General features: G+C 63.2%; 14 protein-coding genes and 1 tRNA gene. 8 read left to right on the forward strand and 7 right to left on the reverse strand.

Annotation, left to right across the window (positions count from 1 at the left end; translation table 11 throughout):
* Positions 1-5: 5 nt before the first annotated feature.
* Together ACGYLQ_RS12615 and ACGYLQ_RS12620 are read left to right on the forward strand one after the other, a co-directional pair.
* Positions 6-1,232 (forward strand): phenylacetate--CoA ligase family protein, encoded by a 1,227-nt coding sequence (locus ACGYLQ_RS12615; RefSeq protein ID WP_394443315.1) that lies wholly within the window; start codon positions 6-8, stop codon positions 1,230-1,232.
* A gap of 54 nt (positions 1,233-1,286) precedes the next feature.
* Positions 1,287-2,957 carry an ABC transporter permease gene (locus ACGYLQ_RS12620; RefSeq protein WP_394443317.1) on the forward strand — a complete coding sequence of 557 codons (1,671 nt, stop codon included), beginning with the start codon at positions 1,287-1,289 and terminating at the stop codon, positions 2,955-2,957.
* 350 nt (positions 2,958-3,307) lie between these two features.
* Here the strand turns inward: ACGYLQ_RS12620 and ACGYLQ_RS12625 are convergent, their stop codons facing one another.
* From ACGYLQ_RS12625 to ACGYLQ_RS12640, 4 genes are all read right to left on the reverse strand, one after another.
* A complete protein-coding gene (locus ACGYLQ_RS12625) occupies positions 3,308-4,324 on the reverse strand; it encodes a Fe(3+) ABC transporter substrate-binding protein (RefSeq protein ID WP_067264182.1) in 1,017 nt (338 codons plus the stop codon).
* Between the two features lie 128 nt (positions 4,325-4,452).
* Positions 4,453-5,328: a glutathione-dependent disulfide-bond oxidoreductase gene (yghU, locus tag ACGYLQ_RS12630; protein WP_394443319.1), complete on the reverse strand. Its 876-nt coding sequence runs from the start codon at positions 5,326-5,328 to the stop codon at positions 4,453-4,455.
* Between the two features lie 126 nt (positions 5,329-5,454).
* Positions 5,455-5,580 carry a type B 50S ribosomal protein L36 gene (ykgO, locus tag ACGYLQ_RS12635; RefSeq protein WP_005850168.1) on the reverse strand — a complete coding sequence of 42 codons (126 nt, stop codon included), beginning with the start codon at positions 5,578-5,580 and terminating at the stop codon, positions 5,455-5,457.
* A gap of 76 nt (positions 5,581-5,656) precedes the next feature.
* Positions 5,657-5,731: transfer RNA gene (locus ACGYLQ_RS12640), tRNA-Val, on the reverse strand.
* A 145-nt stretch (positions 5,732-5,876) separates the two neighbouring features.
* Between ACGYLQ_RS12640 and ACGYLQ_RS12645 the strand changes: the two genes are divergently transcribed.
* Positions 5,877-6,737, forward strand: a complete 861-nt coding sequence (locus ACGYLQ_RS12645; RefSeq protein ID WP_394443320.1) for an N-formylglutamate amidohydrolase — start codon at positions 5,877-5,879, stop codon at positions 6,735-6,737.
* 2 nt (positions 6,738-6,739) lie between these two features.
* On the opposite strand, the gene ACGYLQ_RS12650 is transcribed toward ACGYLQ_RS12645, so the two are convergent.
* Positions 6,740-7,993 carry a DNA polymerase IV gene (locus tag ACGYLQ_RS12650; protein ID WP_394443321.1) on the reverse strand — a complete coding sequence of 418 codons (1,254 nt, stop codon included), beginning with the start codon at positions 7,991-7,993 and terminating at the stop codon, positions 6,740-6,742.
* A gap of 60 nt (positions 7,994-8,053) precedes the next feature.
* Here ACGYLQ_RS12650 and ACGYLQ_RS12655 point away from each other — a divergent pair, with 60 nt between their 5' ends.
* Entirely contained in the window at positions 8,054-8,461 is a 408-nt protein-coding gene (locus ACGYLQ_RS12655; protein ID WP_394443322.1) for an NUDIX hydrolase, read from the forward strand.
* A 197-nt stretch (positions 8,462-8,658) separates the two neighbouring features.
* Here ACGYLQ_RS12655 and pyrF read toward each other — a convergent pair whose 3' ends face one another.
* Positions 8,659-9,348, reverse strand: coding sequence for an orotidine-5'-phosphate decarboxylase (gene pyrF, locus ACGYLQ_RS12660; RefSeq protein ID WP_394443323.1), 690 nt, complete (start codon positions 9,346-9,348; stop codon positions 8,659-8,661).
* A 272-nt stretch (positions 9,349-9,620) separates the two neighbouring features.
* On the opposite strand from pyrF, the gene ACGYLQ_RS12665 reads away from it, so the two are divergent.
* Positions 9,621-9,806: a hypothetical protein gene (locus ACGYLQ_RS12665; RefSeq protein WP_394443325.1), complete on the forward strand. Its 186-nt coding sequence runs from the start codon at positions 9,621-9,623 to the stop codon at positions 9,804-9,806.
* A gap of 490 nt (positions 9,807-10,296) precedes the next feature.
* On the forward strand, positions 10,297-12,912 hold the full coding sequence (gene clpB, locus ACGYLQ_RS12670) for an ATP-dependent chaperone ClpB (protein WP_209218405.1): 2,616 nt from the start codon (positions 10,297-10,299) through the stop codon (positions 12,910-12,912).
* Positions 12,913-12,986: 74 nt separating this feature from the next.
* Here the strand turns inward: clpB and ACGYLQ_RS12675 are convergent, their stop codons facing one another.
* The gene (locus ACGYLQ_RS12675) at positions 12,987-13,421 is read right to left on the reverse strand and encodes a DUF302 domain-containing protein (RefSeq protein WP_394443327.1); all 435 of its coding nucleotides are present in this window, start codon (positions 13,419-13,421) and stop codon (positions 12,987-12,989) included.
* A 123-nt stretch (positions 13,422-13,544) separates the two neighbouring features.
* Here ACGYLQ_RS12675 and msrP point away from each other — a divergent pair, with 123 nt between their 5' ends.
* Together msrP and msrQ are read left to right on the forward strand one after the other, a co-directional pair.
* Positions 13,545-14,450, forward strand: coding sequence for a protein-methionine-sulfoxide reductase catalytic subunit MsrP (gene msrP, locus ACGYLQ_RS12680; RefSeq protein WP_394443328.1), 906 nt, complete (start codon positions 13,545-13,547; stop codon positions 14,448-14,450).
* 64 nt (positions 14,451-14,514) lie between these two features.
* Positions 14,515-15,162: a protein-methionine-sulfoxide reductase heme-binding subunit MsrQ gene (gene msrQ / locus ACGYLQ_RS12685; RefSeq protein WP_394443330.1), complete on the forward strand. Its 648-nt coding sequence runs from the start codon at positions 14,515-14,517 to the stop codon at positions 15,160-15,162.
* Positions 15,163-15,479: the final 317 nt, after the last annotated feature.

Genomic DNA, 15,479 nt, shown 5'->3' on the forward strand with positions numbered 1-15,479 from the left:
CAGGGATGCTGACCAAGCCCCATTTCGACGATCTGGAAACCCGCAGCGCCGACCAACGGGCGGCCGATCTGGCGCAGGCTCTGCCGCAGCAGATCGCCCGCGCGCAGAGCTTGCGGGGCTATGGCGACACGCTCAGAGGGGTAGACGCCGCGCAGATCACCTCCGCCGAAGCGCTGGCCGATCTGCCGGTGCTGCGCAAATCCGAACTGGGCAAGGCGCAGGCCGGCCAGCCGCCCTTTGGTGGTTTCACCACCAAGCCGGTGCATGACTTCTCTCATGTCTTCCAGTCGCCCGGCCCGATTTATGAGCCGTCGAGCAACGATCCAGACTGGTGGCGCATGGGGCGGTTCCTGCATGCCGCCGGGATCGGCGCGGGCGACGTGGTGCACAATTGCTTTGGTTACCACCTGACCCCCGCGGGCATGATCTTCGAGAGCGGCGCACGCGCCGTTGGCGCCACGGTGCTGCCCGCCGGGACCGGCCAGACCGAGCTTCAGGTCACCGCCGCGCGCGACGTGGGCTCCACCGCCTATGCCGGGACACCGGATTACCTGAAGGTGATTCTCGAAAAGGCCGATGCCATGGGGGTGAAGCTGAACATCACCAAGGCGGCAGTCGGCGGCGGGGCCCTGTTCCCCAGCCTGCGCGCCTTTTATCAGGAGCGCGGTATCACCTGCCTGCAATCCTACGCCACCGCTGACTTGGGCAATATCGCCTATGAAAGCCCGGCGATGGAGGGGCTTATCGTCGACGAACAGGTCATCGTCGAGATCGTCACCCCCGGCACCGGCATCCCGGTCGCTCCGGGCGAGGTGGGCGAGGTTGTGGTCACCACGTTGAACCCCGATTACCCGCTCATCCGCTTCGCCACTGGCGATCTCAGCGCCGTGCTGGAGGGTGAAAGCCCCTGTGGGCGCACGAATATGCGCATCAAGGGCTGGATGGGCCGCGCCGATCAGACCACCAAGATCAAGGGCATGTTCGTCCGGCCCGAGCAGGTGGCGGCGCTGGTCGCCCAGCACGACGAGATCGAGAAGGCCCGCGTCATCGCCAGCCGCGAAGGCGAGGCCGATGTCATGACGGTGCAGATCGAGACCGCCGGAGATGACAAGGACGTCTATGCCCAATCCGTGGCCGATCTGCTCAAGCTCAAGGGCCGTGTCGAACTGGTTGCCCCCGGCAGCCTGCCGCGCGACGGGCTGGTGATCGAGGATACCCGCAGCTACGACTGAGCCGCGGCGTCGCGCCCTCTGGCATTTCCGAGTGAAATCGTCGAAATAGAGCGCATGACGCTGAACCCCGCCTCCACCGAGACGCCCCACCTGCGCCGCGCCCGTGACGGGCTGCGCGCGCTATCGGGCGTTGCCCTGACCGTGGCCCTCTTCTGCGCGCTGCCGATGCTGGCAGTGCTGATCGCCGCCCTCAGCGGCGGGACGGAGACGGTGCAGCACCTGATCGAGACGGTGCTGGGCCGCTATACGGTGACGACGCTTCTCTTGGTGCTGCTGGTCTCTCTGGGCACCTTCGCCATCGGCGTGGGGGCCGCGTGGCTGGTCACGATGACGCGTTTTCCGGGGGCGAAGTTTCTAGAGATCGCGCTGGTGCTGCCGCTGGCCTTCCCTGCCTATGTGCTGGCCTATGCCTACACCCATGTGCTGGATCATCCCGGCATCGTGCAGACGGTGCTGCGCGACGTCACCGGCTGGGGGCCGCGCGATTATTGGTTCCCTGAGATCCGCTCGCTCGGCGGGGCGGCGGCGATGCTGGTGCTGGTGCTCTATCCTTACGTCTACCTTCTGGCGCGCGCCGCCTTCCTGCAGCAGAGCGGGACGACCTTTCTGGCCGCCCGCGCGCTCGGCTCCAGCGCATGGGCCGCGTTTTTCAAGGTCAGCCTGCCGCTGGCCCGACCCGCCATCGCGGGCGGCGTCCTCTTGGCGGTGATGGAGACGATCGCCGATTTTGGTACCGTCGCCTATTTCGGCGTGCAGACCTTCGCCACCGGCATCTACACAAGCTGGTTTTCGATGTTCGACCGCGCGGCGGCGGCGCAATTGGCGCTCTGCCTGCTGAGTTTTGCCCTGCTGCTGGCGATGCTGGAGCGCGCGCAGCGTGGCAAGGCCAAGTATCACGACCCCGCGCGCCGGACCCAGTCCGCGCCGCCGGCCGAGCTGAAGGGCTGGCAGGCCGGGGCGGCGATCGTGCTTTGCGGGGTGCCGGTGCTGTTTGGGGCGGTACTGCCTGTGGTGATCCTCGTGACCATGGGGCTCGACAGCGAGCAGAGCTTGTTCAGCCCGCGCTACCTCGGGTTCATGCGCAATTCGGTGACGCTTGCGGGGGTCGCGGCGGTGCTGACGGTGCTGGCGGCGATCAGCGTGGGGTTCTACCGGCGGCTGCGCCCGGGACGGGTCTCGCAGGGTGCGGCCTATGTGGCGCGGCTCGGCTACGCGGTGCCGGGCGGGGTGATCGCGGTGGGTCTGCTGGTGCCTTTCGCGGCCTTCGACAACGCGCTCGACGCCTGGATGCGCGAGACCTTCGACATTTCCACCGGGCTTCTGATCACCGGGTCGATCTGGCTGTTGGTGCTGGCCTATTTGGTGCGCTTTCTGGCCGCAGCCCTTGGCGCCTACGAGGGCGGGCAGTCCATGGTGCATGCCAATATGGATGCCGCCGCGCGCTCGCTGGGGCAGACGCCTCTGGGCACGCTGCGCCGGGTGCATCTGCCGATCCTCGCGCCGAGCCTGCTGACCGCGCTGCTGATCGTCTTCGTCGACGTGATGAAGGAATTGCCCGCGACGCTGATCATGCGGCCGTTCAACTATGACACGCTTGCGGTGCAGGCGTATCGGTTGGCGAGTGATGAGCGGCTCAATGGGGCGGCGGTGCCGAGCTTGGTGATCGTGGCAATGGGGCTGTTGCCGGTGATCCTGATCTGCCGTCAGGTGGGGCGGCAGCGGTAACACGGAAGGGCCAGCGCCTGCCCGTCGCACCAGAGGTGCGCCGTTATTGATCGGCACGCCTTTGGCGTGACGGGACGGGCAGGCGATGGCCCGGCGCCTGCGGCTTGGTTCCGGGCCGGGAACGATGAGGGCAGTGCCCTCCCTGGGGGGCGATGATCGGCCTGCTTTCTGCAATGTCATTGCCAAAGACGCAGGCGCTGCGTCAGAACCCAGCGTTGCAAAATCGCCCTCCGGGGGGAGGGAGGGCGATGCCCGTGGTTCCCACGGGCGGGGCGCTAAATGCGGGCAGCGCAGCGCAACATAAAAAAGGCGGGCCCGAAAGCCCGCCTCCTGCGCGATTGTCGTGCTGATTATTCCCAGCCGACCGAGTTGAAGATCTTCTGCGCGGTGCCGATGTTCTCGGCCACGTCCGACAGGTTCACGTCGTCGGCCTTGAACTCACCCAACTGCTTCACGCTGTCGGCCAGTTCCACGCCTTCCACGGTGGGGAACTCGTCGTTGCCCGCCGAGAAGTAGACCTGCGCCTGATCCGAGGCGAGATACTCAAGGAATTTCACCGCGTTCTCACGGTTCGGCGCGTTCTTGGCCACACCGCCGCCCGAGAGGTTCATATGCGCGCCGTTGCCTTCCTGATCCGGCCAGATCACGCCGATCTTGCCGATATCGGCGCTGACGCCATCGACATCGGTGCGGATGGCACGGGCGAAATAGTAGCTGTTGGAGACCGCGATGTCGCACTCACCGGAAACGATGCCGCGCAGCTGGTCGGTGTCGCCGCCCTGCGGGGCGCGCGCCATGTTGTCGACCACGCCCTGCGCCCATTCGGTCGCGGCTTCTTCGCCCTCATGGGTCACGATAGAGGCCAGCAGGGTCTGGTTGTAGGTGTTGGTCGAGGACCGGATGCAGACCTGACCTTTGTACGCCGGATCGGCGAGGTCCATGTAGGTCTCGGGCGGGTTGTCCATCGTCTCTTTGTTGAAGAAGATGATCCGCGCACGCTGCGACAGGCCGAACCACTGGTTGTCGTCGTCTTGCAGGTTCGAGGGGATGCGCTCTTCCAGCGTCTCGCTCTCAACAGCTTGCAGCAGGCCCAAGTCCTTGGCACGCTTGAGGCGGCTTGTGTCCACGGTCAGCAGGACGTCGGCGGGGGAATTCGCGCCTTCGGCTTCCATGCGGGCCAGCAGTTCGTCGGCCTTGCCTTCGATGCGGTTGATGGTGATGCCGGTCGCTTCGGTAAAGTCGGAGTAGAGCCGCTCATCGGTGTCGTAGTGACGCGAAGAGTAGAGGTTCAACTCGCCATCGGCCAGCGCGGGCAGGGCCAGCGCCATCAGCGCGGCGGCGGCAGTCGATGTTTTGCAGAAGGTCATATCAGGGTCCTGTTCCATTGGGATAACTTGACTGAAATAGTAAGAAACAGATTTCACCCTTTCCTGCAACCAATTCCGCCAGAATTGGTTGGAAAGCCCCCGGCCAAGCTGGGCCGGGGGCTGCGCGGTCAGTCTTTGCTGCCGATCTTGTCTTGGGTCTTGGTGTCGAAATCGCTGGCGTCGTGACGCTCGTGCAATTGCATCGACAGGTCATCGCCGAAGGCACGGTTGACCATCCGGCCCCGCGTCACGGCAGGGCGCGCGTCAATCGCCTCGGCCCAACGCATGACGTTCTTGTAAGAGGTCACATCGAGGAATTCCGCCGCAGAGTAGAGCCGACCGAGGACCAGCTGCCCATACCAGCTCCAGATCGCCATATCGGCGATGGAGTATTCATCGGCGAAATATTCATGCTCGGCCAGATGTTTGTCCATCACGTCAAGCTGGCGCTTGGTCTCCATCGCGAAACGGTTGATGGGGTATTCGAACTTTTCGGGCGCATAGGCATAGAAATGGCCAAAGCCGCCGCCGAGGTAGGGCGCGCTGCCCATCTGCCAGAAGAGCCACGAGAGTGCCTCGGTCCGGCGGGCGGGGTCTTGGGGCAGGAAGGCGCCGAACTTCTCGGCGAGATAGAGCAGGATCGCCCCCGATTCGAAGACCCGCTGCGGCGTCTCGCCGGAACGGTCCATCAGCGCGGGAATTTTCGAGTTGGGGTTCACCTCAACAAAGCCGGAGCCGAACTGATCGCCCTCGGAGATATCAATCAACCAGGCGTCATATTCCGCCGCTTTGTGGCCCGCCGCCAGCAGCTCTTCGAACATCACCGTGACTTTGACCCCGTTGGGCGTGGCGAGGGAGTAAAGCTGAAAGGGATGCTCCCCAACTGGCAGTTCCTTGTCATGGGTCGCACCGGCGATGGGCCGGTTGGTGCTGGCGAATTTGCCGCCGCTCTCTGATTCCCATTTCCAAACCTTGGGGGGCGTATATTCGGGCGTGTCCGACATGATGGTCTTCCTTGTTATTCAAGCCTGCCTTGAAGGTGGGGTTTTGCGCCGGGGTTGCAAGCAGATAGGCGCAACGAAAAAAGCCGCCCCCGAAGGAGCGGCCTTTAAATCGAATAGCTGCGAAGCTCAGCCCTGACGGGCTTTGAACCGGCGCTGCGTCTTGTTGATGACGTAAACGCGGCCTTTGCGACGCACAACACGGCAATCGCGATGCCGATTCTTGAGCGAGCGGAGCGAATTGCGAACCTTCATGGTCGTCTCCTCATGTCGTGGCGCGGGCCAGCGCCTGGGTTGCGGGCAACCCGCCAAGGGCGGGTCGATGAATAAATGGTGGGCGATACTGGGATCGAACCAGTGACCCCTTCGATGTCAACGAAGTGCTCTACCGCTGAGCTAATCACCCACTTTTCAGCGTTTCCGTATCGGCCCCAAAACTAAATGGGGCGCGAAATTTCGCGCCGTTGGGGTCCTATAAAAGGAGTCGGCGGCGGGATCAAGGGCTTTTGGCGCGGAATAAACACGCTATGTTCGACTTAGAGGAATTTATTATGCCGATGACCGCTTACGAAGTACTGCATCCGGACCGAAACCGCTCTTGCGTGGTCTTTGCGTCACCCCATTCGGGGCGGGATTATGCGGCGTCTTTCTTGCGGAGGTCGGTTTTGGACGAACATGCAATCCGTTCGTCCGAAGATGCCTTTGTTGATCTCTTGTTCGACTGCGCACCGCTGCATGGCGCTTCTTTTATCAAAGCCGGGGCCCCGCGGGCCTATATCGACCTCAATCGCGCGCCGGAGGAGTTGGATCCGTCGGTCATCGAAGGCATTCCGCGGCAGGGGCATAACCCGCGCGTGGCCTCGGGGCTGGGGGTGATTCCCCGCGTGGTGGCCAATGGCCGGGCGATTTATCGCGGCAAACTGACCCAAGAAGAGGCGCAGTTGCGAATCGACAGCTACTGGCGGCCCTATCACGCGAAGCTGCAGGAATTGCTGAGCGGGGCCCATCGCCGCCATGGCCAAGCGGTGCTGGTCGATTGCCATTCCATGCCGCATGAGGCGATGGACGGCGTGGCCCGCGGTGGGATGCGGCGGCCCGATGTCGTGCTGGGGGACCGTTTCGGCGCGGCGGCGGGGGGCGAGGTGGTCGACCGGATCGAAGCGGCTTTCGTCGATGCGGGCTTCGTTGTAACGCGCAATTCGCCCTTCGCGGGAGCCTATATCACCCAAGCCTATGGCCGCCCGTCCCGGGGACAGCATGCGGTGCAGGTGGAAATCGACCGCGCGCTCTACATGAACGAGCCGTTGATTCGCCCCAATGGCGCTTTCGAGGCGGTACAGGCGGCGTTGCAACGCGTCGTGGCCGAGGTGGCGCAGATCGGGCAGGAGCGGCTTCCGCTCGCCGCGGAGTAGGCTCAGCGCAGCGCGCGGCCTTTGACGATGGCCTTTTCACCAAAACGGCTGCGGATGCTATCGGCGGCGCGTTCCGCGCGGCTGCGTTGTGCCGCCCCGGGGTCGAGCAGATCGCCCGCCATATCCGCCCCCTCGGCGCCCGACAGCTCGGAGATGCCCACGCCGATCAGCCGATAGGCGCTTTGGTGATCGACTTGGTCGAAGAGGGCGCGGGCGGTGCGGTAAATCCGGTCGGCCAATTGGGTCGGGTCATGCAGCGACAGGCGGCGCGACAGCACGGTATGATCGGCGCGTTTGAGCTTGAGCGTCACCACCCGGCCCGCCATCTCTTTCGCCTTGGCGCGGTCCGCCACCTTTTCCGCCAAGCGCCAGATATGGTCGTCCAGTATCTCCGCGTCGCCCGTATCCTCGGAGAATGTCGTTTCATTACTGATCGACTTCACCGGGCGGTGGCGCGAGACGCGGCGGGTGTCTTGGCCCCGTGCCAGATGCCACAGCCGGTCCCCCATGCTGCCAAAGCGCGCGATGAGGTCGGTCTGTTCCCACCGCAAGAGATCGGAAAAGCTGCGGATGCCGGCCTTTTCCAGCGCGGTCTGGGTAGCGGCACCGACGCCCCAGATCATGCCCACCGGTTTGTCGCGCAGAAAGTCCGCCGTTTCCCCCGCGCCGATGACGGAAAACCCATGCGGCTTGTCGAGGTCCGAGGCGACCTTGGCCAGAAACTTGTTGTGGCTCAGCCCGATGGAGCCGGTCAGCCCCAGTTCGGTTTTCATCCGCCGCACCAGCCGCGCCAGCATCATCGCCGGGGGCTGGCCGTGCAGCCGCGCGGTGCCTGTCATGTCGAGAAAGGCTTCGTCCAGCGACAAGGGCTCGATGGCCGGGGTCATCTCTTCCATCATGGCGCGGATCGCGCGGGAGGCTTCGACATAGACCTCCATCCGCGGCTTGATGATCACCGCTTCGGGACAGAGCTTGAGCGCCTGAAACATCGGCATGGCCGAGCGCACGCCCCGTATCCGCGCGACATAGCAGGCGGTCGACACGACCCCGCGCCGCCCCCCGCCGATGATGACGGGTTTGCCCGCGAGTTCGGGATTGTCCCGTTTTTCGACCGAGGCATAGAAGGCGTCGCAATCCATATGGGCGATGGAGAGGTCAAAGAGTTCCGGGTGGGACAGCATGCGCGGGCTGCCGCAGCGCGGACAGCGCCGCGCCGGCGGGATTTCAATCAGACAATCGCGACAGAGGGTAGCCATGGGTACACCGGGAGGGCAGGGTTCGGGCGACGATTCTAACCAGATCGCGAGGGATTGAACATGGTCTTTGATGGCGCAAAGCTCGCGCTCTACCTTGGGGAGAAGCTGGCCGTGATCCTGCGCGACGATCTGCCGGGGCTGCTCTTTGCCGATCACTGGGATTTGCCCGGCGGGGGCCGCGAGGGGGATGAGACACCGCTGGCCTGCGCGCTGCGCGAATGCCGCGAAGAACTGGGGATCGTGGTGCCTGAAGATGCCGTGATCTGGGAGGGCAGCTTTGACGAGAGCGGGCGGATCAAATGGTTCTTCGTCGCGCGCTTGCCTGCCGAGGCAGAGGCCCAGATCGTTTTTGGCGACGAGGGGCAGCGCTGGCGCTTGATGACCGAGGCGGAGTTTCTCAACCACCCCCGCGCGGTGCCCGCCTTTCAGGACCGCTTACGGGTCTATCTTGCAGACACGAAGATGTAGGGCAAATAAAGGCCCCCCGCCTGCGTGAGCGGGGGGAGGTGACGAACATCAGGAAGAACCAGTTCGTCGGGGAGTATCACCTGAGTTCAACATAACATGTTATGCGGTTTTCGCCTAACATTGATGGCTACTCCCGCCGCGCAACACGGTGCGCTGTGGCCGATTTGCTACAGGCGAGGGAAGGCCCCTGATAATGTTCAGGAAATTTCCTGAAGCACGGCGCGGGCGGCGGCGGCGGGGTCTTCGGCCTGCCAGATCGGGCGGCCCACCACGATGTGATCGGCCCCGTCCGCGATGGCCTGCCCCGGTGTCGCGACGCGTTTCTGGTCGCCCAATGCGGCCCCTTGGGGGCGCACGCCGGGGGTGACGATCAGTTTGCCGCCCGCTTCGGGCAGGGCGCGGATCGCGGCGGCTTCTTGAGGAGAGGCGATGACCCCATCCGCGCCCGCGTCCAGCGCCCGGCCTGCGCGGGTCAGCACCAGATTGCCCAGATCGCCCGGCTGGATCAGCGCAGCGTCAAGATCGGCGCGGTCCAGCGAGGTGAGGATGGTAACGGCGAGGATTTTCATATCGGTGCCCGCGGCCCCCTGTTTGGCCGCAGCCACCACATGCGGGTCGCCGTGGACGGTCAGGAAATCCAGATCGAACTGCGCAAGGCCCCGCACCGCCGCCTCGACGGTGGCGCCGATGTCGAAGAGTTTCATATCAAGGAAGATGCGCTTGCCATGCTCTTGCTTCAGCTCATTGGCCAAGGCCAAGCCGCCGCCGGTCAGCATGCCCAGACCGATTTTGTAAAAGCCCACGGCATCGCCGAGCTTTTCGGCCAGTTCCAGCCCCGCGACCGCATGGGGAACATCAAGGGCGACAATCAGACGGTCATCAGACATGCGAGGGCTCCTGCCAAATTTCAAACGGCTTTGACCTACGCCGCAGCGCGGGGCAAGTCCATCATTCATGCGGGTAGGGCGCAAAAAAGAGGCCCGAACGCCGCTGAGCGGGTCCGGGCCAAGTGATCAGAGACTTAGCAGGCAGGCACTGGTCTCTGGTTTGCGGAACGCCACATCGGGACAGATGAGGTGGCGGCAGGTCCGCGGGCAGCCGCGCGGCAGGCAGGCGCCGCGCGGAAGGGGGTCAGGCCGCGTCGCGACCGGGGAGGTGCATGACCTCTTCCAGCCAACGCAGCGGGTCGAAGCTGCGGCGTCCGGCCCGCTGTGCGGGGACGTGGCGCAGAACTTCCGGCCCGCTGTGCGGGGACGTGGCGCAGAACTTCGGAACTCAGGCCACGCTTTTGTGCGTGGCGGCGAAGCGCCTGACGGGACAGCCCGTCGGCGGCATCGTGGTATGACATGGTGATCGGGGCATTGATGGCGCAGGCGTAACGGCGCAGCTGCTCCCCGTCTTGGACGGTCACCAGCGCTTCGAAACACTGAGTGGCCGCATTATAGGTGACATCTGTCAACTGGATCGGGCGCGTCTGCATCGTTTCACCTCTTGCGTTCTTCTGAACCTTGGCAGGCTGCTTTGTCCTGCTCTCCTCTGCTGGGTAAACGCGAGAGGCGGCAAAATGGTTTCATTATGGTTACAGCTTCTGTGGATAAAGGTTAACAATGTATTTATATCAGTAACATAGAGATGTATTTTTTGCCTCAAAGTTGCCGTATTTTTGCCTTATTGGCTGATTTTTTCCTATTGGCGGCGCCGCTCTCGGCGGTATTTTGCATCTGGATGGTCTTGAACCGGCAGCACCGCTTCCCAAATTGATACCGAGGCTCAGACCGCCGCGTGCCACATATCGGGCGCGGCATTTTAGAGCGCTTGTAGAAAAGGAGAGACCCATGGACTTGAGCAAGTTCACGGAAAGATCGCGCGGCTTCATTCAGGCGGCGCAGACCATTGCAACGCGGGAAAGCCACCAGCGGCTGGCCCCGGAACATGTCCTCAAAGCATTGTTGGACGACGACCAAGGACTTGCGCGGAATCTGATCGCCGCGTCGGGCGGCGACGGTGCACGCGTGGTGCAGGCGCTTGACCTGGCGCTTGGCAAGATCCCTAAAGTCACCGGCGATGCGGGGCAGGTCTATCTGGACGGCACCACTGCCAAGGTGCTGGCCGAGGCCGAAGCGATTGCCAAGAAAGCAGGCGATAGCTTTGTCACCGTCGAGCGCATTCTGACCGCGCTTTGCATGGTGAAATCCGGCGCAAAGACGGCGCTGGAAGCGGGGCAGGTGACCGCCCAAGGGCTTAATGCCGCCATCAATGATGTGCGCAAGGGCCGCAAGGCCGACAGCGCCACTGCCGAAGACAACTATGAGGCGCTGGAGAAATACAGCCTCGACCTGACCGCGCGGGCCGAGGAGGGCAAGATCGACCCGATCATTGGCCGGGACGAAGAGATCCGCCGCGCCATGCAGGTGCTGAGCCGCCGCACCAAGAACAACCCGGTGCTGATCGGTGAGCCGGGCGTTGGTAAGACCGCCATCGCCGAAGGTTTGGCGCTGCGTATCGTGCATGGTGACGTGCCTGAATCCCTGCGCAACAAGCGTTTGCTCGCGCTCGACATGGGGGCGCTGATCGCTGGCGCGAAATACCGTGGTGAGTTCGAGGAGCGTTTGAAGGCTGTGCTGACCGAGGTGACCGAAGCCGCGGGCGAGGTGATCCTCTTCATCGACGAGATGCACACGCTGGTCGGTGCCGGCAAGGCCGATGGCGCGATGGATGCGTCGAACCTGCTGAAGCCTGCGCTGGCGCGGGGGGAATTGCACTGTGTCGGTGCCACCACCCTCGAAGAGTACCGCAAATATGTTGAGAAAGACGCGGCACTTGCGCGGCGGTTCCAGCCGGTGATCGTGCAGGAGCCGACGGTGGAAGACACCGTCTCGATCCTGCGCGGTATTAAAGAGAAGTATGAGCTGCATCACGGCGTGCGCATCAGCGACACCGCGTTGGTCGCGGCGGCGACGCTCAGCCATCGCTACATCACCGACCGTTTCCTGCCCGACAAGGCGATCGACCTGATGGACGAGGCGGCAAGCCGTCTGCGGATGGAGGTCGACAGCAAGCCTGAAGAACTGGATGCGCTGGACCGTCAGATCCTTCAGCTTCAGATCGAGGCCGAAGCGCTGAAGAAGGAAGACGATGCCGCGTCCAAGGATCGGCTGGAGGCTTTGCAAAAAGACCTCAGCGATCTGCAAGACCGCAGTGCCGAGATGACCGCGCAGTGGCAGGCCGAGCGTGACAAGCTTGCCGGGGCGCGTGACATCAAGGAGAAGCTCGACCAAGCGCGGGCCGAACTCGATATCGCGAAACGCGAAGGCAACCTCGCGCGTGCGGGCGAGCTATCCTATGGCGTGATCCCGCAGTTGGAACGTGACCTTGAAGCCGCCGAAGGCCGTGAGGATGACATGATGGTCGAAGAGGCCGTGCGCCCGGACCAGATCGCCTCCGTCGTTGAGCGCTGGACAGGCATCCCGGCGGGCAAAATGCTTGAGGGTGAGCGCGACAAGCTGCTGCGCATGGAAGAGCAGTTGCATGATCGCGTGATCGGCCAGAACGCTGCGGTGAAGGCCGTGGCGAATGCCGTGCGCCGGGCGCGTGCGGGGCTCAACGACGAGAACCGGCCCTTGGGCTCCTTCCTATTCCTCGGGCCGACTGGTGTGGGCAAGACCGAGCTGACCAAGGCCGTGGCCGAGTTCCTCTTTGACGATGACAATGCGATGGTGCGCATCGACATGTCGGAGTTCATGGAGAAACATGCCGTGGCCCGTCTGATCGGTGCCCCTCCGGGCTATGTTGGATATGACGAGGGCGGTGTGCTGACCGAAGCGGTGCGGCGCCGGCCCTATCAGGTCGTGCTCTTCGATGAGGTCGAAAAGGCGCATCCCGATGTCTTCAACGTGCTCTTGCAGGTGCTCGACGATGGTGTGCTGACAGATGGTCAGGGCCGCACGGTCGACTTCAAGCAGACGCTGATTGTGCTGACCTCCAACCTCGGGGCGCAGGCGCTGAGCCAACTGCCTGAGGGCGGCGATATGGCGGCGGCCAAGCGTGACGTGATGGATGCGGTCCGGGCGCATTTCCGGCCGGAGTTCCTGAACCGTCTGGACGAGACGATCATCTTTGACCGTCTGGGCCGTGCGGACATGGACGGGATCGTCGATATCCAGATGGCACGGCTGCTCAAGCGACTTGCGGGGCGGAAGATCACACTCGATCTCGACGACGCCGCGCGAAAATGGCTGGCGGATGAGGGCTATGACCCGGTCTTTGGGGCGCGTCCTTTGAAGCGGGTGATCCAGCGTACCGTGCAGGACCCGCTGGCCGAGATGCTCTTGGCCGGGGATGTGAAGGACGGCGACACCGTTACCGTTCGCGCCGGGGCCGATGGCTTGATCATCGGCGATCAGGTGGCCGCGTCGAACCGGCCCAAGCCGGATGACGCAACGGTGCATTAAACGCCCAAAACATTGAGAAAGGCCGGGGTTTTCCCGGCCTTTTTGCTTGGGCTAAAGCCCGCGAAAGGCGCCCATTATTCCCCAATCGCCTCTTTCACGATCTCATCAAGCAGGCTCTGCACCTCTTGCATCGCGCCATCGGGAAAGGCGCGGTAGCCGATGGTCACCTCTTCACTCTCGGGCAGTTGCATGACGAAAATATCGTAGGGGCAAAAGCCGATGTTCATCACATCCGCCTCCATCACCTTGCGCGACAGCGCGGCCGAGCAAAAGCTGAACACCTCCGCGGCCTCGAACAGCACCACGTCAGAGCCGACATCGGCGCGGGTGCGGTCGAGCATCTCACCGACATGGCTGACATTCTCGGGGATGAGCCCTTGGTTCAGGATCGCGTTCTCCACCCCGAAAGCCACATCGCCAAAACTCTGCTCGGTGGTATAGGTGACCATCTCATCCGCTTGGGCGGCGCTGGCCCAGATCAGACCGGCGGCGAAAAGAAAACGGATCATGGCGGCACTCCTTTGAATAACGGCGCCTGACATTCCGGTGTGCTGGCTGAAATCCGGGCGAAAGGATTTGGTATGGCTTCCGGCGGGCGCTAACTTTGCATGAGTATAGTAGGGAGCGCTGAAATGGCCAATCGCTGGATCAATCGACTGACGGACCGTGACGTGACCGACGAGGCGCAATACCTCAACCGGCGGCAGATCATGGGCGGCGCGATGGCGGGGCTGGGTCTTGCCGGGCTGGGGCAGGGGGCCGCGGCCCAAGAGGGGCTGACCCCGAATGACTACGAAGACATCACCCAATACAACAATTACTATGAGTTCGGCACCGGTAAGGACGATCCCGCGAAATACGCAGGCGGGCTGACGACCGCCCCTTGGACCGTGACCATCGCGGGCATGGTCGACAAGCCGGGCGATTACGCTTTCGAGGATATCATGAAGGCGATGACCATCGAAGAGCGCATCTACCGGCTGCGCTGTGTCGAAGCGTGGTCGATGGTGGTGCCGTGGAACGGATTCGAACTGGCCGATCTGCTCAATATGGCCGGGGTGCAATCCGGCGCGAAATACGTGGCCTTCGAGACCGCCTACCGCCCCGAAGAGATGCCGGGCCTGCGTTTCCCCGTGCTCGACTGGCCCTATGTCGAAGGGCTGCGGTTGGATGAGGCGATGCACCCGCTGACGATCATGGCCACCGGCATCTATGGCAAAGACATCCCGAACCAGAACGGCGCGCCGCTGCGGTTGGTCGTGCCGTGGAAATACGGGTATAAATCCATCAAATCCGTGGTGCGCATCACGCTCACCGACGCGCAGCCGCCCACCAGTTGGAACAAGGCCGCGCCGCGAGAATATGGTTTCTACAGCAATGTGAACCCCAAGGTCAGCCATCCGCGTTGGTCGCAGGCCGATGAGCGCCCCATCGGCGGCGGGCTCTTCGCACGGCGCCAGCCGACGCTGATGTTCAACGGCTACGAAGAAGAGGTGGCGTCGCTTTACGAGGGCATGGACCTGACGGCGAACTTCTGATGCCTGCCGCGATATATATGCCCCGTCCTTTCGCCCAAGCACCACTCTCTGGCGTGGCCGCAGCATGACGCGCCTGTCCGATGCCCTGAACGGGGCCGCCCGCCGCATCCCGGTCTGGGCCGTCTATCTCCTACTGGCCCTACCCATCCCGTGGTTCTTTTACCAAGGGCTCAACGGCGGGCTGGGGCGCGATCCGGTAAAGGGGCTCGAACACCTCTATGGTCTCTGGGCGCTGCGCCTGCTGATCGCCGGTCTGGTGATCACCCCGTTGCGCCGGGTGTTTGGGGTGAACCTGCTGCGCTTTCGCCGGGCGATCGGTGTGATGACCTTCGTCTATGCGCTCGCGCATCTGACGGTCTGGGCGCTGCTCGACGTGCAAGGGCTGTCGCGTATCTGGGCGGATATTCTCAAACGGCCCTATATCACCATCGGCATGGCGGGGTTCCTCTGCCTTGTGCCGCTGGCGGCCACATCCAACAATTGGTCGCTGCGGAAGCTGGGGGCGCGTTGGGGCAAGCTCCACCGGCTGACCTATGTAGCAGCGCTCTTGGCAGCCCTACATTTCCTATGGCTGGCGAAAGGGTTTCAGCTAGAGCCGCTGGTCTATGCCGGCCTTGTCGCGGCGCTTTTGATCTATCGGCTGCCGTTAAGGGGCCTTTGGCAGAAAGGCCTGCGGGGATGGGCGACTCGGAAGGGGCAACAGGGGTCATGATTCACGCGTCTGAAACGCGCGATTCCGGGCTGTGGCATGTGGATAACTGATGGCGTTAACATAACGGCGGCAGATCACGGGGGTTTAGGTTAACCTCTGCAGTGTCTCGCATGCTATAAATAACTGTTTTTAAGGGCTTTTATAGGGCTTTCACAAAAACTGCACAAAACTTCAAAAAACGGCTTGCGGCTTTGCCCCAGTAACCTTAGAACCCCCTCTACCGGCGGCGCTGAGACGCACCGCTGGGGCGCCAGACGGGGCGGACGGCAGCGGAGACGCGGTGGTTCGGATCACGAGGCGGATAAGAATTCGAGGTA

It is taken from the genome of Sulfitobacter sp. 1A12779, from assembly GCF_043557315.1.
Lineage (GTDB): Bacteria > Pseudomonadota > Alphaproteobacteria > Rhodobacterales > Rhodobacteraceae > Sulfitobacter > Sulfitobacter faviae.

What these genes read in the sequence shown, in the direction of transcription:
- ACGYLQ_RS12615 (WP_394443315.1), top strand. Translation starts at nt 6, where the DNA reads ATGCTGACCAAGCCCCATTTCGACGATCTGGAAACCCGCAGCGCCGAC.
- ACGYLQ_RS12620 (WP_394443317.1), top strand. Translation starts at nt 1,287, where the DNA reads ATGACGCTGAACCCCGCCTCCACCGAGACGCCCCACCTGCGCCGCGCC.
- ACGYLQ_RS12625 (WP_067264182.1), bottom strand. Translation starts at nt 4,324, where the DNA reads ATGACCTTCTGCAAAACATCGACTGCCGCCGCCGCGCTGATGGCGCTG.
- yghU (WP_394443319.1), bottom strand. Translation starts at nt 5,328, where the DNA reads ATGTCGGACACGCCCGAATATACGCCCCCCAAGGTTTGGAAATGGGAA.
- ykgO (WP_005850168.1), bottom strand. Translation starts at nt 5,580, where the DNA reads ATGAAGGTTCGCAATTCGCTCCGCTCGCTCAAGAATCGGCATCGCGAT.
- ACGYLQ_RS12645 (WP_394443320.1), top strand. Translation starts at nt 5,877, where the DNA reads ATGCCGATGACCGCTTACGAAGTACTGCATCCGGACCGAAACCGCTCT.
- ACGYLQ_RS12650 (WP_394443321.1), bottom strand. Translation starts at nt 7,993, where the DNA reads ATGGCTACCCTCTGTCGCGATTGTCTGATTGAAATCCCGCCGGCGCGG.
- ACGYLQ_RS12655 (WP_394443322.1), top strand. Translation starts at nt 8,054, where the DNA reads ATGGTCTTTGATGGCGCAAAGCTCGCGCTCTACCTTGGGGAGAAGCTG.
- pyrF (WP_394443323.1), bottom strand. Translation starts at nt 9,348, where the DNA reads ATGTCTGATGACCGTCTGATTGTCGCCCTTGATGTTCCCCATGCGGTC.
- ACGYLQ_RS12665 (WP_394443325.1), top strand. Translation starts at nt 9,621, where the DNA reads ATGACCTCTTCCAGCCAACGCAGCGGGTCGAAGCTGCGGCGTCCGGCC.
- clpB (WP_209218405.1), top strand. Translation starts at nt 10,297, where the DNA reads ATGGACTTGAGCAAGTTCACGGAAAGATCGCGCGGCTTCATTCAGGCG.
- ACGYLQ_RS12675 (WP_394443327.1), bottom strand. Translation starts at nt 13,421, where the DNA reads ATGATCCGTTTTCTTTTCGCCGCCGGTCTGATCTGGGCCAGCGCCGCC.
- msrP (WP_394443328.1), top strand. Translation starts at nt 13,545, where the DNA reads ATGGCCAATCGCTGGATCAATCGACTGACGGACCGTGACGTGACCGAC.
- msrQ (WP_394443330.1), top strand. Translation starts at nt 14,515, where the DNA reads ATGACGCGCCTGTCCGATGCCCTGAACGGGGCCGCCCGCCGCATCCCG.